Source organism: Halomonas garicola (assembly GCF_031935715.1).
Classification (GTDB): Bacteria; Pseudomonadota; Gammaproteobacteria; order Pseudomonadales; family Halomonadaceae; genus Vreelandella; species Vreelandella garicola.
In genome coordinates this window covers 33,620-55,378 of record NZ_JASSZF010000002.1, presented here as the reverse complement: position 1 = coordinate 55,378, position 21,759 = coordinate 33,620, and the positions used below count along the sequence as shown (strand labels likewise).

Below are 21,759 nucleotides of genomic sequence, written 5' to 3'. Positions count from 1 at the left end.
CGACCGCGTGATCCGGGCCATTATGCCATGCCGGGCACGGCTTTACCGTGACAATCTATGCCCCAAGCGCATCACACGACGCTAGCCAGGCCGTTTATCATGCGGATACACTTCGCTTCATGACATCGACAACATCTTCCCGGTTACGTTGCCTCCCCGGCACAGGATCCTGCCTGCTGGCGCTGCTGTGGCTGGTCAGCGTCGGCCTCTGGGCGCAGGACGGCTCCGCGGATGACGACGCCCTGACGCTGGACGGCGACGTAACGTTGCCCGACAACCTCTGGCCGCCGGCCAACATCGTGATCCCTGCCCCCAGCATCGCCGTGGCGACGCCCGAGCCGCTTCCGCCGCCGCCGATGGAATCGCTGACCATCATGCTCGACTGGTTTTTAAGCCCCCAGCACGCGCCGCTGCTGGCAGCCAAGGCGCGGGAGCTTTATCAGGCGCAGGGGCTTGACGTCACGCTCAAGCCGCCGGCCGACCCCTCCCTGCCCGCCAAGCTGCTGGCCGCCGGCGAAGTCGACGCGGCCCTGGCCCGTCAGCCGCTCCTGCATCTGCGCGATCACGACGATGACCGTCTGATACGTATTGCTACGCTGATGGCAACGCCGCTCAACGCGGTCATCGTCACCGGCAACTCCCAGCCGGATGACATCGACGCGCTGGCCACTCTGCCCTACGGCTATGCCACCCGGGAAGGCGCCGAGCTTATCGTGCCGCTGCTGGTTCCCGGCAGCGTGCGCCAGACCGATGGCTACAGCGCCCCGCTCAACGTGCACTACGGCAGCGAGCGCCACCTTCAGGAAAGCAACATTCAGGTCATGGCCGACGGTTTTTACCACTCGCTGCCCGCACAGCTGGCAACCGACGGCATCAATGCCAGCGTCATTCCCTATACCGAGCTGGGGCTGCCGGTCCACGACGGGCTGATTCTAATGGTTAACGCCAAGACGCTGAAAGAGCGCAAAGACACCTGGCAACGCCTGACCATCGCTCTGGAAAACGCCGCCCGCTGGATTGCCGACGACCCCGCACGCGCCTGGAAAACGCTGATTGAGGCCTACCCGGTGCTGGATAATAGCGTCAACAAAGCCGCCTGGCCTTCGATTGTGCGGCGCATGGCGCTGCGCCCGGCGGCGGTGGATACAAGACGCTACCGACGTATGGAAACGTTTTTGCAGGAGCGCGGCATCACCGACATGCGCCTGCCCACCCGCGCGTTAGCCGTGGACCCCCATACGCTATAGACCGCTGCGTGCCGGCCGTGCGGGCTAAGGACATTGCGGCCTTGAGATCGGCACCGCGACTGACTCACTCACCGTGCGGATGCGCAGCCAGAAACGTCGCCACCGCCTGCTGAAAGGCCTCGGGCTGATCGGCGTGCAGCCAGTGACCGGCTTTTTTGAGCGTGACGACGCGTGCTCTGGGCAGCACCTCGCGAAGCGTTGGCAGCATGTCGTCCTGCACGTAGTCCGACTCCGCCCCACGCAGCACCATGGCCGGGCCGTCGAAGGGGCTCTCCCCGGCCGGCGGCGCGATGATATCGGGATAGCCCGCGATAATACGGTCCAGGTCTATCCGCAGCGTCATCTCGCCGTCGCCGCGCTGAAGGTTGGTGGCCAGAAAAAGCCGGATGGGGCGCGAATCGATATACCGCGCCAGCAGCGCATCGGCCTTCCGGCGATCCGTCGGATGCCCCTGCTCAAGCTCGCGCATGGCGGCAAAAATGTCGTCGTGGCCGTGGTCGTAGGCGACCGGGGCGATATCTGCCACGATCAGGGAGGCCACCCGCTGGGGCCGCCGACGTGCCAGAGTCATGGCAACCTTGCCGCCCATGGAGTGGCCCAGCACGTGCACCCGCTCAAGGCCGAGCCTGTCCAGCACCGCCAGCACGTCGTCGCTCATCGCCGCATAGTCCATGCCGTCGGCATGGGGCGAGCGGCCGTGGTTGCGCAAGTCCACCGCGATCACCCGGCGCGCGCCCCGCCAGTCGCGGATATGCGAGCGCCAGTTATCGGCGCTGCCCAGCAGGCCATGAACAATGACCAGCGGCAGCTCGCCGCTGTCATCCGCCCCGCTATCAATGCAGTAAAGCTCAACGGGGGAAGGCTCGGCCGCAGACGGCATAGTGGCTCCTTGTGATGATGGTCAGGCTGCGCTTTATACCAAAGCGGATTCAGGCGGTGCTGGGAGTGGCATCGGCGGTCTCCGTCCAGGCCACCATTTTACGCGTCAGCCAGGCCAGCAGCACGCCGTAAAGCGGCAGGAACAGCACCATGCTGATTCCCAGCTTGATGACGTAGTCCACCAGGGCGATCTCCAGCCAGTTGGCCGCCATGAAAGCATCGGGGCTTTGATAAAAAGCGGTGAAGAAAAACGTCAGGGTATCGGCAAAGTTGCCCACTACCGTGGAGAACACCGGGGCCACCCACCACACCATCCGACGCAGGCGGTTGAAGACATGGACGTCGAGGGTTTGCCCCACCACATAAGCCATAAAGCTTGCCAGCGCGATACGCGCAACGAAGGTATCCCACTCGGTAAGGGCGGCCAGGCCGGCATACTCCCCCCGGGGAAATACCACCGAGACCACGTAGGACACGATCAGCGCCGGGAGCATCACTCGCCGCACAATGGTTCTGGCAGGCTCTTTACCAAACAGCCGCACGGTGAGGTCCGTTGCTAGAAAGATGAACGGAAAGCTGAACGCGCCCCAGGTGGTATTCAGGCCGAACAGCGTAAACGGCAGCTGCACCAGATAGTTGCTGGCGGCAATGATCGAAATGTGGAAGGTCACCAAAAGAAACAGGCAACGGCGGTGCTGAAGATCAGGCAGGACAAACATCGGCTGGCAGGCATCCTTTTTACTGAGTGAAAACGAAGGGGTGAGGGAACCCTCCTGCCCGTACGGGCGGCGGCCGTCATTATACCCAACGGCCAGAGGAAGAAAAGCCGGGCGCGCCGGCCGTTGAAGAAACGCTGCCGTACCGTTGAATCACCATTGGGAAAATTAAGCTAATGTACGGAAACGTAAATCAAGATCTTTTCACGGACGCCAGGAGCGATATGCCAGGAGCCAATCATGCCTAGCTTTCCCCGCGCCGCTATGCACCTGCTGGATGATAACGGTGACGCCATCGAGACCAGCGCACGGATACTCAAGGCCATGGCCAACGCCAAGCGACTGCACATTCTGTGCCTGCTCGCCGAAGGCGAACTGTCGGTTACCCAGCTCAACCAGCAGCTGGCGCTGAGCCAGTCCGCGCTATCCCAGCACCTGGCCATTCTTCGCCAGCAGTCGCTGGTGACCACGCGGCGGGAATCCCAGACGATCCACTACTCCCTGGCAAGCGATGCCGTCAAGGCCGTTATCCAGGCGCTGGCCGACCCCAGCGGCTAGCCGCCGGCCCTCAATGCCGGTGCCAGCGCGTCGCGCTCAGGGCGCCCAGCCCCCTGACGACGGCGCTTTCGGCCCCTCGGGCAAGCGCAATGCCCAGCCGATCGCTCAGTCGCCGGGGCGCTTCCAGCCAGACGCTGATCACCCGGGCGTCGGCCATGCGCTCGACCAGGTAGGCTTCGCTGGTTTGCACGCTATCCACCAGCTCGCGCTTGAGCGCCTCGCTGCCGTACCAGATCTCGCCGGTAGCGAGCGCTTCGATGTCGACTGCGGGGCGGTGGCCGGCCACATAGTCCTTGAACAGGCGGTGGGTGTTCTCCAGGTCCTCGATAAACTTGGCGCGCCCTTCTTCGGTGTTTTCGCCCAGCATCGTCAGGGTGCGCTTGTGTTTCCCCGCGGTGAGCAGCTCGACGTCCACGTCGTGCCGCTTGAGCAGACGGTGCACGTTGGGCACCTGGGCGACCACGCCGATAGAGCCGATCACGGCAAAGGGCGCAGCCTTGATATGCCCGGCGCTGCACGCCATCAGATAGCCGCCGCTGGCCGCCACTTTATCGATGCACACCGTGGTGGTAAGCCCTGCCGCCGTCAGCCGCTCGAGCTCTGCCGCGGCCAGGCCGTAGGCGTGCACAAGCCCGCCGCCGGACTCTAACCGCACGACAACGTCATCCTCTTTTCCCGCTACGCGGATCACCGCCGACACTTCCTCGGCAAAGTGCTCGGTGGCCGACGCCTGAAGATCGCCGTGAAAATCAAGCACCCAGACTCGAGGCCCGGCGCCCTCCCCGGTCTTGCCTTCGGGCGCCGCCGAGCCGGGCAGATCATCCGCCTTGGCCGCCGCTTTTTTCCTGCGCCCGGGGCGAAGCGCGCGCAGCAGCCGACTACGCCGCTTTCTAGGGGCCCGTCCGGCCTGGTCAAGGTGGCGATGACGCTTGTCACGCTGCTCGTTGAGCACCTCGGTATGCAACGTCAGCTCGTCGTCGCCGTCGCTTTTCCCCCGTCTGAACAGCAGCGCCGCCAGCGTACCCAGGCCAATGACGATAATCGCCTGGATAAGAAAGGTGACGATATTGATGATCCACTCGCCCACTGAGTCTCTCCTCGTTGTGACGCATTTTGTTGCTAGTCGATTTTTTGCTAATAAACCGGGCGACCGCGCTTTAGCGCACGCGCGACCATTGGTGTTAGGCTATTTGACGAACATTCGCCAACCGTAGAGTATCGCCGATGGCCTCCCCCACGCCGCTCGAGAAACTGCACGCCCGCTTTGACCCCGAGGCTGCCCGGGACATGCACGAAATTTTCCAGTTTCACTTCACGGACCTGGGCGACTATCACCTCTGCGTGGACGACGGGGCACTGGCCGTGGAAGACGGCGAGCACGACGACCCGTCAGTGAGCCTGAGCCTGTCAAGCGATACCCTGAGGCGCCTGATGCGCGGCGAGATCAGCGGCATGACCGCGCTCATGAGCGGCCAGCTCAAGGCCACGGGCAACGTCATGCTGGCCACCCGTCTAAGCGCGCTGTTTCCCGGCGACTGACTCCCGGGAACTGGACGACACGCCCTACTCCCGCCACCGGGTCAGGTGCGCCTCGATCAGCTCCCGGGCGATGGAGTAAGGCGCCGGCAGGCCCGGCAGCCGGCGCGGGGTAAACCAGGCCGCGTCGCTGATTTCGTTTTCGTCGATGCGGATACGCCGGGTGGTGGCCTCGGCAAAAAAGCCCATCATCAGCGAATGCGGAAACGGCCACGCCTGGCTGCGGTAATAGCGCAGCTGATCGATATGTACGCCGACCTCTTCATACACCTCGCGGTGGACCGCCTCTTCGGCGGACTCGCCGGGCTCGATGAAGCCGGCCAGGGTCGAATACTGCCCCGGCCGAAAACGCGGGCTGCGCCCCAACAGCATGTTCTCCCCGGACGTCACCAGGGTAATGATGCACGGCGAGATGCGCGGATAGTTACGGTGGCCGCAGCTGTCGCAGTGCATGGCAAACTCGGCGGAAAGCCGGGTAGCTCTCGCCCCGCAGCGGCCGCAAAAGCGGTGATTCTGCAGCCAGGCACCCACCTGCAGCGCCGTGGACAGCAGGCTGAACCAGCGGTTGGACACCAGCGCCAGCCATTCCCGGCCGCTCGGCCAGCTGTCCCTGGGCCCTGAGGCGAAGGCCAGCGCCACCGGCTCATCCTCCCAGTAGCACAGCGGCTGCATGGTCTCATCCCAGCGCTGCCAGGGCTGCAGCGGGATTTCCGCGCTTTCTCCGCCGCCGTCTCCCGGCGCCGGCGCCACCCGGTTATTCGCCATCACGATCACTCGGCCGGCGCCGGCGCCGTCCGGTATCTCACGTCTGAGCATTATCGCCCCCGGCATTGTCCCAGCGCAGCCCGTGGGCGGCGCATTTGGCGCGGTGGGCGTCTTCTTCTTCCGCGCTGGGGGCAATCACGCGCAGCTGCCCCGGCGTCAGCGACAGCCGGCGTATGGCAAGGCCGCCCTGGGCGTTGGCCGCGTGGCTGTCGGCGGCGGCAGCCGGTTCGGCATCCAGCGTCAGCGCCGTCTGCCCGCCAGTCATCGCCAGATACACGTCGGCGAGTATCTCTGAGTCAAGCAGCGCGCCGTGGAGCACGCGGTGGGCGTTGGCGATATCGTAGCGCTTGCACAGCGCATCGAGGGTGTTGCGCTGCCCCGGATGCATCTTGCGCGCCATGGTCAGCGTATCGAGAATCCCGCAGTGCTCGGCTACCGGCCCCAGAATCGGCGTCTGGCGCTGCTCGTTCAGCGCGCGCGTCTCGTGGTCGATAAAGCCGACGTCAAAGGGCGCGTTGTGGATGACCAGCTCGGCGCCCTCGATGAACGCCCAGAACGCGTCGGCAATCTCGGCAAATACCGGCTCGTTGGCGACTTTTTCGTTGTCGATGCCGTGTATCGCCACGACCTCGGCGTCAATGTGGCACTCGGGATTGATGTACTGGTGGTAAGTACGGCCGGTCAAACGCCGGTTGACCATTTCCACCGCGCCGATTTCTACCAGCCGGTGCCCCTGTTTGGGGTCGATGCCGGTGGTTTCGGTATCCAGGACGACCTGGCGCATATTACCTCTCCTGCAAATCAACTAGCCTGCGAACCCACTAGCCTGCCGTTCAAGTGTTCTCGTCGATGGCCTGGTTGGCCAGGGCATCGGCACGCTCGTTGCCGGGATGGCCGCTATGCCCTTTAACCCAGTGCCACTGCACCCGGTGGCGCTGAGTTTCGGCGTGCAGCGTCTGCCACAGCTCGGCGTTTTTCACCGGCTTTTTGGCCGCGGTTTGCCAGCCGCGCTTCAGCCAGTTATGGATCCACTGGGTGATGCCCTGCCGAACGTACTGGGAGTCGGTCCACAGCGACACCTCGCAGGCCGTGTTGAGGGTGCGCAGCGCGCTAATCGCGGCCATCAGCTCCATGCGATTATTGGTGGTATGGGCTTCAAAGCCGTAGCGCGTGGTCTCATGGTCACCGCTTTGCAGCACAAAGCCCCAGCCGCCCACGCCGGGGTTGCCCCGGCAGGCGCCGTCAGTATACACCGTCACGCGCGGCAGCCGCGCGTTATCCTGTTCGCTCAACGCTTGTATTCCTCGTGCTGTGGGTGGTTCTTGACGCCGGCGTCTGGCGCCCGGGCGTCGTCGGACCGGCCGGCACGCGGGGAGCGCTGCCCCGATGCCGCCTGGCCCCGGGTGACGCCCATCGGCCCCGCCGCTGCGGGCGGCTGCAGGCCAAAGCGAAGGCGCTGAACGGGGGCCTGGCGGCGCCGACGACGGGCGCGGATCATATAGCTGGTACCCAGCGGCACGTTATACCGCCGCCCCAGCGTTTCCCGGCGCTCGTGGCAAACGCCCCCTCTACCCGGGCCAAAACCGCAATAGTCTACGCCTTCGATTTCAAAATCGACAAATGCCAGCCAGTCGCGCAGCCTGCGAGGTGTATACCAACTCCCGTTGCCCGGGTAGTGCCGGCGCTTTTTGCCCAGCCGATAGGCAAGCGTTGCCAGGCCCAGCGGCTGAAAGCCGAAAATCACCAGCAGGCCGCTGTCCCGGGTCACCCGGGCCGCTTCCACCAGGGCCTGGTGGGCATCGGGGCAGTGTTCGAGGAAGTGATGCAGCAGGGTAAGATCCAGGCACTCATCGGGCAGCGCCAGCGCCCGGGGCGGGCAGATCAGCGTGGCATCGCTTTCGGCTTCGGCACGAGCCGGCGCCCACTGCATTGCATGCGCCGGGCCCGCAGCGGGCATTCGCGACAGCAGCGAAGCACCCAGGGAAAGCTCCAGCCCATGCCGGTCGCGGCGCGGTTCGAGCACCGGCCCCAGGCAGGCGGCTTGCGCCGTCGCCAGCGCCCGGCCTCGTCCGGAGGCCCAGTAGCGCCGGCTCAGAGCCAGCCGCTCACGCCACTCGGCCTGTGCCTGCGAAGTTGACATAAACAGCGCTCCCCTCCAAAGTATCGGCGTTTTTCATGTCCCATGACAGGAAGGATCTCGCCCCATGCTGAGCGTGACACCGATACCCGCCTTTAGCGACAATTATATTTGGCTCCTGCGACAAGATGCGAGCCAGAAGGTTTGCGTGGTGGATCCCGGTGACGCCGCTCCGGTGATAGACGTGCTGGAGCGCGAAGCGCTGGAGCTGGAAACGGTGCTGATCACCCATCACCACCACGATCATACCGGCGGGCTCGAGGAGCTGATCAAGCGCTACTCGCCCAGGGTGATCGGTCCGGACAACCCAACCATTGCCGGCATTACCCAAACAGTCGGCGAAGGCGATGAAGTCCGCGTCATGGGGCGCCTTTTCGAGGTCATGGCCACCCCCGGCCACACCCTGGATCATATCAGCTTTTTCACGCCGGGCATTCCGTCGCTTTTGTTCTGCGGCGACACGCTCTTCTGCGCCGGCAGCGGGCGACTGTTTGAAGGGACGCCGGAGCAGCTTTATCAATCGCTTCAGCGGTTTGCCGCGCTGCCCGAAGAAACCCTGGTGTTTGCCGCCCACGAGTATACCCAAGCCAACCTGACCTTTGCCCGTAAGGCCGACCCCGACAACGACGAGGTTGCCTCTGCGCTGGAGGATTGCCGCCGAGCGCGCGAGGCCGAACGGCCGACGCTTCCCAGCACGATCGGCCGCGAATTGAACATTAACCCCTATTTGCGTGTCCATACCGCCAGCGTGCGCAAGGCCGCGGCTGCCCAGGGCGCCGACGATAGCGACCTTGCCACCTTTACCACGCTTCGCGAATGGAAAAACCGCTTCTAGCTTCTGCCGGTTTGTCGGCAGGTGGCAAAGCGGCTGTTTAACGGACTTTTTACACGCTATGACCTACCACACTTTGCGCCAACGCTTCATGCTGAGCGCCGGCAGTACCCTTATCGTCAGTTTACTGATCGCTGCCACCGTCGAAAACGCTTCGGCCATGCCCCGGCATCCCGAAGGCAACGCCGCCCCGCCGCTGCTGTCTACCGACACGCCGTCTACCGCGACCCCCGCGGCCGCTGATCCGGCTCCGCTCGATCTCTTCTGGGAAGCGCTGGATGCCCGGCCGCAAAACGCCTGGACGCGCCTTCGCGACAGCTTCGCCTGGGATATTGATGCGCTGCCGCCCAAGGCCCGGGCGCGCGTGGACAAGTGGATTGCCCGTTATCGCCAGAGCCCGGAAAACATCGCCAGCATCACCCGCGAAGCCAAGCCCTGGCTTGCCTGGATCACCCAGCAGGTAGAAGAGCGTGGCCTGCCGGGGGAAATCGCCCTGCTGCCTTTTGTCGAAAGCTCGTTTAACCCCGCCGCGCGCAGCTATCGGGGCGCCGCCGGGCTCTGGCAGTTCATGCCCCGCACCGGTGACGCCCTGGGGCTTTTGCGCAACGGCCGCTACGACGGCCGGCTGGACGTGACCGCCTCAACCCAGGCTGCCCTTGGCTATATCGAATCCCAGGCCCAGCGCTGGTACGGCGGCGATATCGCCCTTTCCCTGGCGGCCTATAACGCCGGGGCAGGCACGGTCAACAAGGCGCGGCGTCGGGCGCAGCGCCAGGGCCGAGGCAACGACTACTGGTCGCTGAGCCTTCCCGGCGAGACCATGCAGTACCTGCCCAAGCTCTACGCCATCGCCGAGATCATCGGCCACCCCAACCGCTACGGCGTCAACCTGCCGGATATCAACGCGGCGCCGGCCTTTGCCAAGGTGGAGCTTGACCGCTCGATGACGCTTGCCAACCTGTCGCGCCGCCTGGGCGTCAGCGCTTCGCAGCTGGCAAGACTAAACCCCGGCGCGCTGCGGGGCTCCATCAATCCCGACCACGGCGCCACGCTGCTGGTCCCAAGCGACGCTGACCGCCAGACGCTGGCCGCCATCAGCGACGCCAACCCTGCCTCCGGGCAAGCCACCCACCGGGTTGAAAGCGGCGATAGCCTCACAACCATTGCCATGCGTTATGATGTCAGCCCTAATGAGCTCATCCGCTGGAACGCCATCGAGCGCTCCAGCACGCTGCGCCCGGGCCAGCTCTTGACGCTTTCGGAGGGCTAGGCGCAACTGACCGGCGGCGTGACGCCTGTGGTAAAGGCGTCACGTCTTGCAGGGGAGGCAGGCCGCCATGCACCAAAGAACGCCATCACTTCGCCGCCGGCTTGCCTCTATGGGCCTGTGCCTGACGCTGTGCCTTTCGGCGACGTCTGCGCTGTCGGCACCCGACACGACGGCAGACAGCGTCGCCACGGTTGCCGCCATGTCACTTTACGGCACGCCCGAGCTCGACGAAGGCTTCACTCACTTCCCCCACGTCAATCCCGACGCCCCCAGGGGCGGCACCATGGTGCGCACCGCCGTGGGAAGCAGCTTCGACTCCACCAACCCCTTTATCGTCCGCGGCACCCCGGCAAGCAACGTCAGTCTGATTTACGACACTCTGATGGAAACCAACCCCGGGGAGCCGTTCAGCCTTTACGGCCTGGTGGCCAGCGGCGCAAGAATTGCCCCCGACCGCTCCTGGATCGAGTTTGACCTGCGCCGGGAGGCGCGCTTTCAGGACGGCGAGCCGCTCACCGCCGACGACGTGGTGTTCAGCCTGAATATCCTGCGCGAAGAGGGTAACCCTTTTTACCGCAGCTACTACGCAGGCGTCGATGAGGCCGTCGCGCAGTCTCCCCATCGGGTGCGCTTTACTCTCAGCGACACCGACTCCCGGGAGCTGCCGCTAATCGTTGCCCAGATGCCCATCCTGCCTCGGCACTACTGGGCCGAGCGCGACTTCACCAAGCCCACCCTTGCCGCCCATCCGGGCTCCGGCCCCTACCGCATTGCCGAGGTCGACCCGGGCCGCCGCATCGTCTACGCCCGGGACCCGGACTACTGGGCAAAAGACCTTCCGGTCAACGTCGGCCGGCACAACATCGGCCGGCTGGTGTTTGACTACTATCGCGACCGGGATATCGCCTGGGAAGCGTTCAAGGCCGGGCTCACCGACTACCGCACCGACGCCCGGGCGGCCACCTGGGCCATTGGCTACGACTTTTCCGCCTATGAGGAAGGGCTGGTCAAGCGCTTAACCGTACCCGACGTCAACCCGTCGCGCATGCAGGCGTTCGTGTTCAACCTGCGCAAGGATAAATTTGCCGACCCCAAAGTGCGCGAGGCGCTGAGCCTGACCTTTGACTTCCCCTGGCTCAACACCAATATTTTTTACGATACCTATCGGCGCACCCAAAGCTTTTTCCAGAACTCACCCATGCAGGCCGAAGGGCTGCCCTCAGACGACGAGCTCGCCCTGCTCGAGCCGTTTCGCGAGGCGCTGGTCGAGTCCCACGGCTCGGCTAACCTGTTTGACCAGCCGCTGCCCGTGGAGCAGCCCGACGCGCTTCGCGCCCGGCTGAAAAAGGCGCTGGGGCTATTGCGTGAGGCCGGCTATACGGTGGAAAACGGCACGCTTACCGATGAAGATGGCAAAGCGCTGCGCCTGGAAGTCTTGCTCTACGACTCGGGCCTTGAGCGAGTGGTGCAGCCGATGCTTCGCAACATGGCGCGTCTTGGCGTGCAGACCTCGATCCGCATCGTGGATATCAGCCAGTACCTGAACCGGCTGCGAAGCTTTGACTTTGACATGGTGATCAGCCAGTTTCCCCAGTCCAACAACCCCGGCAACGAGCAGCGCGATTTCTGGACCAGCGCCGTGGCCAATCGCCCTCAGAGCCGCAACGTCATGGGACTTCAAAGCGAGGCGGTGGATGCGCTGGTGGAAGAACTGATTACCGCCGACAGCCGCGAAGAGCTGAATACCGTGACCCACGCGCTGGACCGGGTGCTACGCTGGGGCTTTTACGTGATCCCCCACTATCATTCCGGTGAAACCCGCATCGCCGTGTGGGACAAGTTCGGCTACCCCGAGCCGTTTCCCGAGTACGGCATGGATCTGGACGCCTGGTGGATCGACCCCGAGCGCGCGGCCAAGCTGGAACAGCGGCGCTAACGTCGTCCCACCGAGCGCAAACCGGAGCCGGAGACAGGTCCGCGAGAGGGTTCTACGCCAGGGATGGCGTAGGTAGCGTCCAGGGAAGGATTTACAGCGCCCTCTCGCGCGTCCTGTCTGCGGCGGCGCTAACGCTAATTGCTGGAAAGGACGGTCTAAAAGGAGCTGCCCGTGGCCCGCTATACCCTGCGCCGACTGCTGCTGATGATTCCCACCCTGGTGGGTATTTTGCTGCTGAACTTCGTGATCGTTCAGGCTGCCCCCGGCGGCCCTATCGACCAGATGCTGGCGCGCTTTGAAGGCGGCGATGCCATGGCCAGCACCCGGCTGGATACCGGCGGCGCAGATATCCAGGTAAGCGACGAGTCTCGGGGCGCGCGGGGTATCGACGAGCGCTTCATCCAGCAGCTCGAAGAGCAGTTCGGCTTCGACAAGCCCGCCCACGAGCGCTTTCTAGGCATGCTCGCCGACTACGCCACTTTCGACTTCGGCACCAGCTTCTTCCGAGACCGGCCAGTGATCGATCTCATGATCGAACGGCTGCCGGTGTCGATTTCGCTGGGGTTGTGGAGCACGCTTTTGGTGTATCTGGTGTCGATCCCGCTGGGGATTCGCAAGGCGCTGCGCCACGGATCAACGTTTGACGTCTACTCCTCGGGGTTTGTCATCGTGGGCTACGCCGTGCCCGGCTTTCTGTTCGCCATTTTGCTCATCGTGCTGTTTGCCAGCGGCGCCTACTTCGACTGGTTCCCCCTGCGCGGGCTAACCTCGCCGGACTTTGCCGATCTTAGCGCCTGGGGCAAGGTCAAAGACTACGCCTGGCACATGACGCTGCCGGTACTGGCCGCCTCCATCGGCAGCTTTGCCACCCTCACCATGCTGACCAAAAATAGTTTCCTGGATGAAATTCACAAGCAGTACGTGCTCACCGCCCGGGCCAAGGGCGCTGGCGAGCAGCGCATTCTCTACGGCCACGTGTTTCGCAACGCCATGCTGATCATCATCGCCGGGCTGCCCGCCGCGCTGGTGGGCATCTTCTTCACCGGGGCGCTATTGATCGAGGTGATTTTCTCCCTGGACGGCCTGGGGCTTCTGGGCTTTGAGGCGGTGATGCAGCGCGACTATCCGGTGATTTTCGGCACGCTGTTTTTGTATACCCTGGTGGGTCTGGTGCTCAAGCTGGTCTCGGACCTGACCTATGTGTGGGTGGACCCGCGCATCGACTTTGCCACCCGGGAGGCCTGAGCCATGCGCCTGTCACCCATTACCCGCCGGCGCATCGCCGGGTTCAACGCCAACCGCCGGGCGCGGGTCTCGCTGTGGCTGTTCGTGGCGCTGTTTGTGCTTAGCCTTGGCGCCGAGCTGATCGCCAACGACAAGCCCATCGTCATGCAGTTTGACGGCGAGTGGTACACGCCGCTGCTTCACGACTACCCGGAAACCGAGTTTGGCGGCTTTTTGCCCACCCGGGCGGACTACCTTGACCCTTTCATGCAGGAGCAGATCAGCGAGCACGGCTGGGCGCTGTGGCCGCCGGTGCGCTTTTCCTACCAGACGCTAGATATGCAGATGACCCGGCCCTCGCCCGCACCGCCGAGCGAGCGCCACTGGCTGGGCACCGACGACCAGGGCCGGGACGTTCTCGCCCGGGTGATCTACGGCTTTCGCCTGTCGGTGGTGTTTGCCCTCGTCCTGACCGCGGGCTCGCTGGTGCTCGGGGTGGTGATCGGCGGCGTACAGGGCTACTTTGGCGGCAAGGTGGATTTGATTGGCCAGCGGGTGACCGAGATCTGGTCCGGGCTTCCGGTGCTGTTTTTGCTGATTATTCTGGCAAGCTTCGTCCAGCCCGGCTTCTGGTGGCTTTTAGGGGTCATGCTGCTGTTTTCCTGGCTGGGGCTCGTCGATATCGTCCGCGCCGAGTTTCTCCGCGCACGCAACCTGGAGTACGTCCGCGCGGCCAAGGCCATGGGGCTGCCCTCGCGGCTGATCATGCGGCGCCACGTGCTGCCCAACGCCATGGTGGCGACGCTTACGTTCATTCCGTTTTTATTTACCGGGGCGATCAGCACGCTCACCGCGCTGGACTTTCTCGGCTTCGGCCTGCCGCCTGGCTCGCCGTCGCTTGGGGAGCTCGCCGCCCAGGGTAAAAACAACCTGCACGCGCCCTGGCTTGGCATCACCGCCTTTTTAACGCTGGGGATCATGCTTTCGCTGCTGGTGTTTATCGGCGAGGGACTGCGCGACGCCTTTGATCCGCGCCACGCTCAGGGGGCCCTCACATGACGCCATCCATCGCGCCACCGCTTTTGTCCACCGAGGGGCTATCCATTGCGTTTGACGGCGTACCCGTGGTGGAAGCGCTGTCGCTACACCTGAACGCCGGGGAAACCCTGGCGCTGGTCGGCGAATCCGGCTCGGGCAAGTCGGTGACCGCCCTTGGGCTTTTGAACCTGCTGCCGCCCAACGCCCGGGTGCAGGGCGCGCGCACCCTTGAAGGCACCGACCTTGCCCGGCTGAGCCGGAACCAGTGGAACGCCGTGCGCGGCGGCCGGGTGGGGTTTGTCTTCCAGGAGCCCATGACCTCGCTCAACCCGCTGCATAAGATCGGCAGGCAGATTGCCGAGACCCTGCGGCTGCACCAGGGGCTTACCGGCGCGGCGGCCCGGGCCCGGGTGCGAGAGCTTTTGGAGCGGGTCAAGCTGCCTCGGGCCGGCGAGCTTGTGGACGCCTGGCCGCACCAGCTCTCCGGCGGCCAGCGCCAGCGGGTGATGATCGCCATGGCCATTGCCAACAGCCCCAGGCTGCTGATTGCCGACGAGCCCACTACCGCGCTCGACGTCAGCGTCCAGCAGGAGATTCTTGCGCTTTTGCGCGAGCTGCGCGACGACTACGGCATGGGGCTTTTGTTCATCACTCACGATTTGAACCTGGTGCGCCGCCACGCCGACCGCGTCTGCGTGATGCGCGCCGGCCGCGAACAGGAAACCGGCGCGGTCGACGACGTCTTCAGCGCGCCGGCAACCGACTACACCCGGGCGCTTTTAGCCGCCGAGCCCGACGGCCGCCCGGCCCCGGTGACAGACAACCCGCCGCTGCTCACCGCCCGGCAGCTCGCCGTGAGCTTCCCCCGGCCTCGGCGCGGGCTCTTTCGCCCGGCGCCGCCGGCCTTTGCCGCCGTCAAGCCGCTGGATCTTACCCTGCGGCCGGGGGAAACCTTGGGGATTGTCGGCGAGTCCGGCTCGGGCAAGACCACCCTTGCCTCGGCGATTATGCGGCTGGTGGCAAGCCGGGGCCAGATTACGCTGGGTACCGCGCGGCTGGATACGCTTTCCGGCGGCGCCCTGCGCCGCCGGCGCCACCGCCTGCAGATGGTGTTTCAGGACCCCTACGGGGCGCTGTCGCCGCGGATGCCGGTGTTTGACATCATAAGCGAAGGCCTGCGCTTTCACTTCCCCAAACTCGGCGAGCAGGCCGTACGCGAGCGGGTCTATCAAACGCTTGAAGACGTTGGCCTGCCCCGGAGCGTGGCGGCGCGCTACCCCCACGAGTTTTCCGGCGGCCAGCGCCAGCGCATCGCCGTGGCCCGGGCGATCATCCTCGAGCCCGAGCTTCTGGTGCTGGACGAGCCGACCTCGGCGCTCGACCGCCAGGTACAAAAGCAGCTGATCGAGCTTTTACGCCGGCTCCAGGCCGAGCGCGGGCTGGGCTACGTCTTCATCAGCCACGATCTCGCCGTGGTGCGCGCCATGGCCCACCGGGTGATGGTGCTCAAGGACGGCGAGGTGGTAGAAGAGGGCGAGTGCGAGGCGCTGTTTGACGCGCCCCGCCACCCCTATACCCGCCGGCTGATCGAGGCGGCAAAGCCCGAGCGCGACACGCGCGTATAGCGACATCCCGGGCACAATGATACAGTGCGCGCCCTTGTTTGACGGCCTCGTATAACAGCCTCGCTGCCTGGGCCATTTTTCCACACTCCGGGACGCCCCATGACCGCTACGTTTATCCCCGGCAAGGATGCCGCCCTTGAAACCTCGCTGGATACGCTCAAAGGCCACATCGAGGGCCTCGGCTTTCACATCGTGGAGGCGCGCTGGCTGAACCCGGCGCCCTATATCTGGTCGGTGCACATCCGCGACCGCGACTGCCCCCAGGTGTTCTCCAACGGCAAGGGCGCTACCCGCAAAGCAGCGCTGGCCAGCGCCTACGGCGAGATGCTCGAACGCCTGGCCACGCGCTATCTGTGGGCGGATTTTTACCTGACCCCGGCGCAGAACCACTTCCCCTTCATTCATCAGGCCGAAGAGCAGTGGTTTGCCCCGGAGACGCCGCTCGCCGACGTTCTCGATGACGTTTTTTATCGGCGCTACGGCGACGACCTGACCCTGGCCGAGCTCCGCGACATGAACGGCGGCGATGCCGCCCAGAGCGTCTGCACCCTGCCCTACGTGCGCCAGCGCGACGGCAAGACCGTCAACGTGCCGGTTAACCTGATCGGCAACATGTTCGTCTCCAACGGCATGTCCGCGGGCAACACCCGGGACGAGGGCCAGGTCCAGGGGCTGTCGGAGATCTTCGAGCGCGCGATCAAGGAGCGCATCATCCGCGATGCGATCACGCTGCCCGAGATTCCCGCCGAGGTGCTGGCGCGCTACCCCCGGGTACAGCAGGGCATGGCCGCCCTCGAAGCCAGCGGCTTTCAGCTGCGCGCGCTGGACGCCTCCCTGGGCGGCAAGTACCCGGTGATCAGCGTGGTGCTGCTGAACCCCGACGACGGCGGCCTCTACGCCTGCTTTGGCGCCCACCCGCGCTTTGAAGTGGCGCTGGAGCGCGCGCTCACCGAGCTGGTTCAGGGCCGGGCGCTGGACGAGCTGGGCGGCTTTCCTCCGCCGACGGCGGATATGGACCTGGTCACCGATCCGCACAACCTCGAGCTTCACTTCATCGATGCCAGCGGCTACGTCAGCTGGGCGCTTTTGGGTGAGACGCCGGACGTGGCGTTCAGCGACTGGGACGACTCGCACAGCAACGCCGAGCAGCGGGAGAGCCTGATCGAGCTTTTGCACGACGAAGGCCACGACGTCTACATCGCCGAGCACACCGAGCTTGGCGCCTACGCCAGCCGCATTCTGGTCCCGGGCTTTTCCGACATCTACCTGCCCGACGAGCTGAAGTGGCACAACAACAACCAGGCCGTGCCCCACCGCGCTACCCTCTTTGCCCTGCGCGATGCCGGGCAAAACGCCTGGCAGGCGCTGCTGGACTGCCTGGAGGACGAAAACGTCAACGACCAGATGAGCGTGCTGGAGTGGGCCGGCATTGTGCCCGACCCCAACACCGCCTGGGAGCGGCTGCGGATAGGCGAACTCAAGCTGTGGCTGCTGCTGGCGCTGGGCGAGCCGGACGCGGCGTTTGAGCAGCTGGGTATGGTGCGCGCCTCGGGCAACCTGGTCGCTGAAGACGTGCGCCGCCTTGACGCCCTGGCGAGCGTGCTGGAGCTGACGGTGGCCGATGAGCCCATCGACGACTACGCCCGGGCGCTTTCCTTCTACCACGGTGAGGCCTTTGCCGACGCCAGGGCGCTGGCCGACGGAGTCGCGACGTTCCCCGGGCTTGACGCCATGAATCCGGACGCCCCTACCGTTGGCCACAAGCGCCTGCTGGAAGGCTACGCCAAGGTGCTCAGGGGCCAGCAGCGCGCCGCCCGCGCCTAGTTTTATTCCGCAGCCAGCGGCTCGACCTCCAGGACGAGGCCGTCGACCGCGGTCACGCGCACCGCCTGATCGCGGCTCAGCGGGCCCGCGCTGCGGGCCTTCCAGCGCTCGCCTTTCAGGCGCACGTGCCCGCTGCCCGAAAACGCCGCCTCCACCCGGGCCCGGCAGCCGACAAGCTCATCCTGGCCGGTGCGCGGCGGATGCCGGCGCAGGGCGAGAAAGCGGGTCACCACCCACAGCATCAGCCCCGCCGCCAGCAGGGCGATGCCGCCGATTATCGGCAGCGAGATCCTCAGGGACTCCGCGTCCATCAGCATAACTGACCCCATCACAAAGGCGACGATGCCGCCTATTCCAAGAATGCCGAAGCTGGGCATCAGCGCCTCGCCCACGATCAGCCCCAGCCCCAGGAGTATCAGGCCCAGCCCCGCATAGTTGATCGGCAGCACCTGGAAGGCGAATAACGCCAGCAGCAGGCTGACGGCGCCGATGGTGCCCGGCACCAGCGCCCCCGGGCTCATCAGTTCAAATACCAGCCCGTAAAAGCCGATGATCATCAGCAGATAGGCCACGTTGGGGTTGGTGATCACCGCCAGCAGCTCGGTTCGCCAGTCCGGATCGAAGCGCTCGAGGGTCAGATCCGCGGTGGCAAGCGTTTGCGTGCCCTCGGCCATGACCACTTCCTGGCCATCGATCTGGGCGAGCAGCGCTTCGATATCGCCCGCGACCACGTCGATGACGTTCTGCTCCAGGGCCTGGCGGGCGCCCAGGCTGACCGCCTCGCGCACCGCCTCTTCGGCCCAGTCGGCATTGCGGTCGTGACGCTCGGCCAGCGAACGGATATAGGCCACCGCGTCTTCCAGCACCTTGCGCTCCATGGCCGTCTCGCCGCGACGCTTCTCGGGCTCGGCTTCGTCGCTCCCCTCAGCGGGCGCCTCGCCCTCCGACGTATCCTCATCCTCGCCGTTGTCGGGCGTCTCCGGCTCGCCCAGGCCCGGAAGCCCACCGCCGCCGAGCTGCACGGGCGTGGCCGACCCCAGATGGGTGGCCGGCGCCATGGCCGCTACGTGGCTGGCATAGAGCAGGTAGGTGCCGGCGCTGGCGGCTCGGGCGCCGCTGGGCGCGACGTGGAAAACCACCGGCACCTCGGAGGCCAGCATGGCCGAGATCATAGCGCGCATCGAGGCGTCGAGGCCGCCGGGGGTATCCAGCTGCACCACCACCAGCTCGGCGTCATCCTCGGCGGCGATATCAAGGCCGCGCTGGAAATAGTCGCCGATGGCCGGCCCGATGGCGCCGTCGATTGTCATCACCAGCGCGCTGCGTTCGTCCTGCTGGGCCTGGGCCTGCCAGGCCAACAGGGCACCCAGCGCCAGACACAGCAGGCTTGCCAGCAGCAGAAAGCGCCCGGTCACGCCTTGGCGAAGTGGAGTCGTCATCTCGTGCCTACCCTGAAAAACTCAGTCGTTGCCGGTCTCAGCGTAGCACACGGCCTTCAAGGGCATGCCCTCCAGAAGAGAGAACGCCGGCCTAAAACAGGGCGATTTCGTCCTCGGTCAGCGCCCGCCACTCGCCGGGGGCGAGATCCGCATCCAGCTCAAGCGGGCCGATGGCCCGTCGGTGCAAATCCACCACGCGGTTGCCCAGGGCAGCGAACATGCGCTTGACCTGGTGGTAGCGGCCTTCGCTGATGGCAAGCTCGGCCTCCCTGGGGCCCAGCATCCGCAGGGTCGCCGGCCGAGTGGGCGTCTCGTCGCCGTCAAGCCACAGGCCTTCGGCCACCCGGGCAATGGCGTTCGCGGCCGCCTCGCCTTCCAGCGGCTCGGCCAGGGTGGCACGGTAGACCTTGCCGCAGCGGCGCTTGGGCGCGGTAATGCGGTGCAGCCACTGGCCGTCGTCGGTCATCAGCAAAAGCCCGGTGGTATCCACGTCGAGCCGGCCCACCGGCTGCAGCCGCTCGACTTCGGGTACGTCCAAAAGGTCGATGGCGCGCGGGTAAAGCCCGCGGCGGGCCGTGCACTCCACCTCCAGCGGCTTGTGCAGCATAAGGTAGCGCTTGCCCAGAAGCGCCAGCGGCTCGTCCTGCCAGGTAACGGCGTCTTTTTCAGGGTCGATTTGCCGGGCGCCCTGCTTAACCGGCTCGCCGTTAAGCGCAACCTCCCCGGCCTTGAGCGCACGTTTGGCCAGGCTGCGGGTCAGCGGCGTGGTTTCGCTTAAGAAGCGGTCAAGACGCATGGTGGCGGGTTGGCTCATAAAGGGGCACTCGCTTGGCTGTGTTTCATGCTTGGCTATTTATAGCTCATGGGGAAGTGACGTCGTCGGCAGCGGTACCGGGCAGCAGCTGAAAGCGGTCGGCGTCCTGCCAGGCGGGAAACTTCTCGCGGAAGGCCGCCAGCGCTTCGGTATCCAGGGTGCCGGTTTCAATGCAGGCCGTCTCTGCCGGCGGATCGATCACCGCCTCGCCCTTGAAGTCCACCAGCATCGAATCCCCGCTGTAGGACAGGCCGTTGCCGCCTTCGCCGACGCGGTTGACGCCGATGACGTAGCACAGGTTCTCGATCGCTCGGGCCTGGAGCAGGGTGCGCCAGGCATGGCGGCGCGGCGTGGGCCAGTTGGCCACGCACAGAAGCGCATCGTACTCGAACGGCGCCTCGCCTTCGGGCTGCTGGCGAAGCCAGACGGGAAAGCGCAGATCGTAGCAAACGGTCAGCAGCAGGCGCACGCCCTTGTACTCGATTACCGGGCGCTCGCTGCCGGCGGCGTAGCGTTCGTGCTCTCCGGCCATGCGGAACAGATGGCGCTTGTCGTAAAGGATCAGCTCGCCGTCGGGCTGCGCCCAGACCAGGCGATTATAGTGCTTCCCGCCGTCTTCGACGGCCACGCTGCCGGTGATGACGCAGCCGCGCGCCTCGGCCTGGCGGCAAAGCCAGGCCACGCTTTCGCTCTGCGCCATGGGCTCGGCCATCTCCCGAGAGTTCATGGTAAAGCCGGTGGCGAACATTTCCGGCAGCACGATCACGTCGGTTTCGTGACTGCCAAGCTCGCCCAGCTGATCCTCCAGCTGCCGGTGGTTGGCGTCCGGGTTCTCCCAGCGCAGGTCGCACTGCACCAGGCTCACGGTTAGCTTGCTCATTGTGTTCTCCCTGACTCTCGGGTGAATGTGGTAGGTTAGCGCGGTTCTGCCGTGCTTTTCCGGCGCTGTCCGCCGGGTTTGTCAGGCACGAAGTCGCATCCGCTATCCTGCAGCCACCATCTCCCTAGCGAGGCCGCCATGTCCAGCCATTCCGTTCGTGACCCCGAGGCCGCCAAGGGCGTCGGCTTCGGGCTCGTTGCCTATCTTATGTGGGGCTGTTTCCCGCTGTTTTTTGCCCTGTTCGACGGCGTGCCGGCGTTTGAGATCGTGCTGCACCGGATCATCTGGTCGTGTCTGTTTCTCGCCGGGCTGATCACTCTGCTGCGGCGCTGGTCGCCGGTCAAGGCAGCGCTGCGCCACCCCGAGCGCCTGGGACGGGTGCTGGCCTGCGCTATTCTTATCGGCCTGAACTGGGGCATTTACATTTACGCGGTGGAAACCCGGCACGTGCTCCAGGCGAGCCTGGGCTATTTTCTGACGCCGCTGGTCAACGTCGGCCTAGGCGTTATCGTGCTGCGCGAAACCATGGTCAAGGCCCAGCTGGTGGCCCTGGGCCTTGCTACCCTGGGCATCGGCATGCAGTTTTTGCTGCTCAACGAGCTCCCCTGGCTCAGCCTGATGCTGGCGTTTTCCTTCGGCACCTACGGGCTCTTTCGCAAGCAGGTTCCCCTTGATGGCCTTTCCGGGCTGTTTGTAGAAACGCTGCTTCTGCTGCCGGTGGCGCTGCTGGTCTTTGCCTGGCTGGAAACCCAGGGGCTTTCGCACTTTACCCAGTCGACGCGCTCCATGACGCTGCTCATGGCCGCCGGGGTGGTCACTGCCCTGCCGCTGCTGGCCTTTGCCGGCGCGGCGCGGCGGCTGCGCCTGGCAACGCTTGGGTTTTTAATGTATCTCAACCCCAGCATCCAGTTTTTTATCGCCCTGCTGGTGTTCCAGGAGCCGCTGAGCCCCGTCCAGCTGGGCACCTTCGCGCTGATCTGGACGGGGCTTGCGCTCTACTCCTGGTCCGCCTGGCAGCAGTCGCACAGCGAGTAACGCC

At 65.2% G+C, this 21,759-nt stretch carries 21 protein-coding genes; 11 read left to right on the top strand and 10 right to left on the bottom strand.

Features of this window, described 5'->3' with window-relative positions:
* Positions 1-119 precede the first annotated feature (119 nt).
* A complete protein-coding gene (locus RS027_RS01240) occupies positions 120-1,247 on the top strand; it encodes an ABC transporter substrate-binding protein (RefSeq protein ID WP_311952735.1) in 1,128 nt (375 codons plus the stop codon).
* A 64-nt stretch (positions 1,248-1,311) separates the two neighbouring features.
* Here RS027_RS01240 and RS027_RS01235 read toward each other — a convergent pair whose 3' ends face one another.
* Both RS027_RS01235 and RS027_RS01230 read right to left on the bottom strand, forming a co-directional pair.
* Complete coding sequence (locus RS027_RS01235) at positions 1,312-2,127, bottom strand: alpha/beta fold hydrolase (protein WP_311952732.1); 816 nt, start codon at positions 2,125-2,127, stop codon at positions 1,312-1,314.
* Positions 2,128-2,176: 49 nt separating this feature from the next.
* A complete protein-coding gene (locus RS027_RS01230; RefSeq protein WP_311952729.1) occupies positions 2,177-2,845 on the bottom strand; it encodes a 7-cyano-7-deazaguanine/7-aminomethyl-7-deazaguanine transporter in 669 nt (222 codons plus the stop codon).
* A 237-nt stretch (positions 2,846-3,082) separates the two neighbouring features.
* Between RS027_RS01230 and RS027_RS01225 the strand changes: the two genes are divergently transcribed.
* Entirely contained in the window at positions 3,083-3,400 is a 318-nt protein-coding gene (locus tag RS027_RS01225; RefSeq protein ID WP_311952725.1) for an ArsR/SmtB family transcription factor, read from the top strand.
* 10 nt (positions 3,401-3,410) lie between these two features.
* On the opposite strand, the gene sohB is transcribed toward RS027_RS01225, so the two are convergent.
* Complete coding sequence (gene sohB / locus RS027_RS01220; RefSeq protein WP_311952722.1) at positions 3,411-4,487, bottom strand: protease SohB; 1,077 nt, start codon at positions 4,485-4,487, stop codon at positions 3,411-3,413.
* A 137-nt stretch (positions 4,488-4,624) separates the two neighbouring features.
* Between sohB and RS027_RS01215 the strand changes: the two genes are divergently transcribed.
* The gene (locus RS027_RS01215) at positions 4,625-4,939 is read left to right on the top strand and encodes an SCP2 sterol-binding domain-containing protein (protein ID WP_311952720.1); all 315 of its coding nucleotides are present in this window, start codon (positions 4,625-4,627) and stop codon (positions 4,937-4,939) included.
* A 24-nt stretch (positions 4,940-4,963) separates the two neighbouring features.
* Here the strand turns inward: RS027_RS01215 and nudC are convergent, their stop codons facing one another.
* Genes nudC through RS027_RS01195 form a run of 4 tightly spaced genes read right to left on the bottom strand, consistent with a single transcriptional unit; the run spans position 4,964 to position 7,841 of the window.
* On the bottom strand, positions 4,964-5,752 hold the full coding sequence (nudC, locus tag RS027_RS01210) for an NAD(+) diphosphatase (RefSeq protein WP_311952717.1): 789 nt from the start codon (positions 5,750-5,752) through the stop codon (positions 4,964-4,966).
* A complete protein-coding gene (gene dnaQ / locus RS027_RS01205) occupies positions 5,739-6,485 on the bottom strand; it encodes a DNA polymerase III subunit epsilon (protein WP_311952714.1) in 747 nt (248 codons plus the stop codon). The genes nudC and dnaQ overlap by 14 nt, the downstream gene beginning before the upstream one ends.
* Before the next feature lie 49 nt (positions 6,486-6,534).
* The gene (rnhA, locus tag RS027_RS01200; protein WP_311952711.1) at positions 6,535-6,993 is read right to left on the bottom strand and encodes a ribonuclease HI; all 459 of its coding nucleotides are present in this window, start codon (positions 6,991-6,993) and stop codon (positions 6,535-6,537) included.
* Positions 6,990-7,841, bottom strand: coding sequence for a methyltransferase domain-containing protein (locus RS027_RS01195; RefSeq protein ID WP_311952708.1), 852 nt, complete (start codon positions 7,839-7,841; stop codon positions 6,990-6,992). The genes rnhA and RS027_RS01195 overlap by 4 nt, the downstream gene beginning before the upstream one ends.
* Before the next feature lie 64 nt (positions 7,842-7,905).
* On the opposite strand from RS027_RS01195, the gene gloB reads away from it, so the two are divergent.
* From gloB to ycaO, 7 genes are all read left to right on the top strand, one after another.
* The gene (gloB, locus tag RS027_RS01190; RefSeq protein WP_311952705.1) at positions 7,906-8,673 is read left to right on the top strand and encodes a hydroxyacylglutathione hydrolase; all 768 of its coding nucleotides are present in this window, start codon (positions 7,906-7,908) and stop codon (positions 8,671-8,673) included.
* Between the two features lie 58 nt (positions 8,674-8,731).
* On the top strand, positions 8,732-9,940 hold the full coding sequence (locus tag RS027_RS01185) for a transglycosylase SLT domain-containing protein (RefSeq protein WP_311952700.1): 1,209 nt from the start codon (positions 8,732-8,734) through the stop codon (positions 9,938-9,940).
* Positions 9,941-10,007: 67 nt separating this feature from the next.
* The gene (locus RS027_RS01180) at positions 10,008-11,876 is read left to right on the top strand and encodes an extracellular solute-binding protein (RefSeq protein ID WP_311952698.1); all 1,869 of its coding nucleotides are present in this window, start codon (positions 10,008-10,010) and stop codon (positions 11,874-11,876) included.
* Between the two features lie 171 nt (positions 11,877-12,047).
* Positions 12,048-13,121, top strand: coding sequence for a microcin C ABC transporter permease YejB (locus RS027_RS01175; protein ID WP_311952695.1), 1,074 nt, complete (start codon positions 12,048-12,050; stop codon positions 13,119-13,121).
* A gap of 3 nt (positions 13,122-13,124) precedes the next feature.
* Positions 13,125-14,159 (top strand): ABC transporter permease, encoded by a 1,035-nt coding sequence (locus RS027_RS01170; RefSeq protein WP_311952693.1) that lies wholly within the window; start codon positions 13,125-13,127, stop codon positions 14,157-14,159.
* A complete protein-coding gene (locus tag RS027_RS01165; protein WP_311952691.1) occupies positions 14,156-15,763 on the top strand; it encodes an ABC transporter ATP-binding protein in 1,608 nt (535 codons plus the stop codon). Before RS027_RS01170 ends, RS027_RS01165 begins: the two co-directional genes overlap by 4 nt.
* Before the next feature lie 99 nt (positions 15,764-15,862).
* Positions 15,863-17,587 (top strand): 30S ribosomal protein S12 methylthiotransferase accessory factor YcaO, encoded by a 1,725-nt coding sequence (gene ycaO / locus RS027_RS01160; protein ID WP_311952689.1) that lies wholly within the window; start codon positions 15,863-15,865, stop codon positions 17,585-17,587.
* 2 nt (positions 17,588-17,589) lie between these two features.
* On the opposite strand, the gene RS027_RS01155 is transcribed toward ycaO, so the two are convergent.
* The 3 genes from RS027_RS01155 to RS027_RS01145 form a co-directional block, all read right to left on the bottom strand.
* Positions 17,590-19,026 (bottom strand): NfeD family protein, encoded by a 1,437-nt coding sequence (locus RS027_RS01155; RefSeq protein WP_311952683.1) that lies wholly within the window; start codon positions 19,024-19,026, stop codon positions 17,590-17,592.
* Between the two features lie 91 nt (positions 19,027-19,117).
* Positions 19,118-19,822 (bottom strand): pseudouridine synthase, encoded by a 705-nt coding sequence (locus tag RS027_RS01150; protein ID WP_311953079.1) that lies wholly within the window; start codon positions 19,820-19,822, stop codon positions 19,118-19,120.
* A 64-nt stretch (positions 19,823-19,886) separates the two neighbouring features.
* Positions 19,887-20,720: an amidohydrolase gene (locus RS027_RS01145; protein ID WP_311952676.1), complete on the bottom strand. Its 834-nt coding sequence runs from the start codon at positions 20,718-20,720 to the stop codon at positions 19,887-19,889.
* A 138-nt stretch (positions 20,721-20,858) separates the two neighbouring features.
* On the opposite strand from RS027_RS01145, the gene rarD reads away from it, so the two are divergent.
* Positions 20,859-21,755, top strand: coding sequence for an EamA family transporter RarD (gene rarD, locus RS027_RS01140; RefSeq protein WP_311952673.1), 897 nt, complete (start codon positions 20,859-20,861; stop codon positions 21,753-21,755).
* Positions 21,756-21,759: the final 4 nt, after the last annotated feature.

Bases quoted from the DNA above. Each gene is read 5' to 3' on its own strand.
- RS027_RS01165 (WP_311952691.1), top strand. From the start codon at position 14,156: ATGACGCCATCCATCGCGCCACCGCTTTTGTCCACCGAGGGGCTATCC.
- RS027_RS01240 (WP_311952735.1), top strand. From the start codon at position 120: ATGACATCGACAACATCTTCCCGGTTACGTTGCCTCCCCGGCACAGGA.
- ycaO (WP_311952689.1), top strand. From the start codon at position 15,863: ATGACCGCTACGTTTATCCCCGGCAAGGATGCCGCCCTTGAAACCTCG.
- gloB (WP_311952705.1), top strand. From the start codon at position 7,906: ATGCTGAGCGTGACACCGATACCCGCCTTTAGCGACAATTATATTTGG.
- nudC (WP_311952717.1), bottom strand. From the start codon at position 5,752: ATGCTCAGACGTGAGATACCGGACGGCGCCGGCGCCGGCCGAGTGATC.
- rarD (WP_311952673.1), top strand. From the start codon at position 20,859: ATGTCCAGCCATTCCGTTCGTGACCCCGAGGCCGCCAAGGGCGTCGGC.
- RS027_RS01170 (WP_311952693.1), top strand. From the start codon at position 13,125: ATGCGCCTGTCACCCATTACCCGCCGGCGCATCGCCGGGTTCAACGCC.
- RS027_RS01185 (WP_311952700.1), top strand. From the start codon at position 8,732: ATGACCTACCACACTTTGCGCCAACGCTTCATGCTGAGCGCCGGCAGT.
- RS027_RS01155 (WP_311952683.1), bottom strand. From the start codon at position 19,026: ATGACGACTCCACTTCGCCAAGGCGTGACCGGGCGCTTTCTGCTGCTG.
- RS027_RS01215 (WP_311952720.1), top strand. From the start codon at position 4,625: ATGGCCTCCCCCACGCCGCTCGAGAAACTGCACGCCCGCTTTGACCCC.
- RS027_RS01150 (WP_311953079.1), bottom strand. From the start codon at position 19,822: ATGCGTCTTGACCGCTTCTTAAGCGAAACCACGCCGCTGACCCGCAGC.
- RS027_RS01235 (WP_311952732.1), bottom strand. From the start codon at position 2,127: ATGCCGTCTGCGGCCGAGCCTTCCCCCGTTGAGCTTTACTGCATTGAT.
- RS027_RS01145 (WP_311952676.1), bottom strand. From the start codon at position 20,720: ATGAGCAAGCTAACCGTGAGCCTGGTGCAGTGCGACCTGCGCTGGGAG.
- RS027_RS01225 (WP_311952725.1), top strand. From the start codon at position 3,083: ATGCCTAGCTTTCCCCGCGCCGCTATGCACCTGCTGGATGATAACGGT.
- dnaQ (WP_311952714.1), bottom strand. From the start codon at position 6,485: ATGCGCCAGGTCGTCCTGGATACCGAAACCACCGGCATCGACCCCAAA.
- RS027_RS01180 (WP_311952698.1), top strand. From the start codon at position 10,008: ATGCACCAAAGAACGCCATCACTTCGCCGCCGGCTTGCCTCTATGGGC.
- RS027_RS01195 (WP_311952708.1), bottom strand. From the start codon at position 7,841: ATGTCAACTTCGCAGGCACAGGCCGAGTGGCGTGAGCGGCTGGCTCTG.
- RS027_RS01230 (WP_311952729.1), bottom strand. From the start codon at position 2,845: ATGTTTGTCCTGCCTGATCTTCAGCACCGCCGTTGCCTGTTTCTTTTG.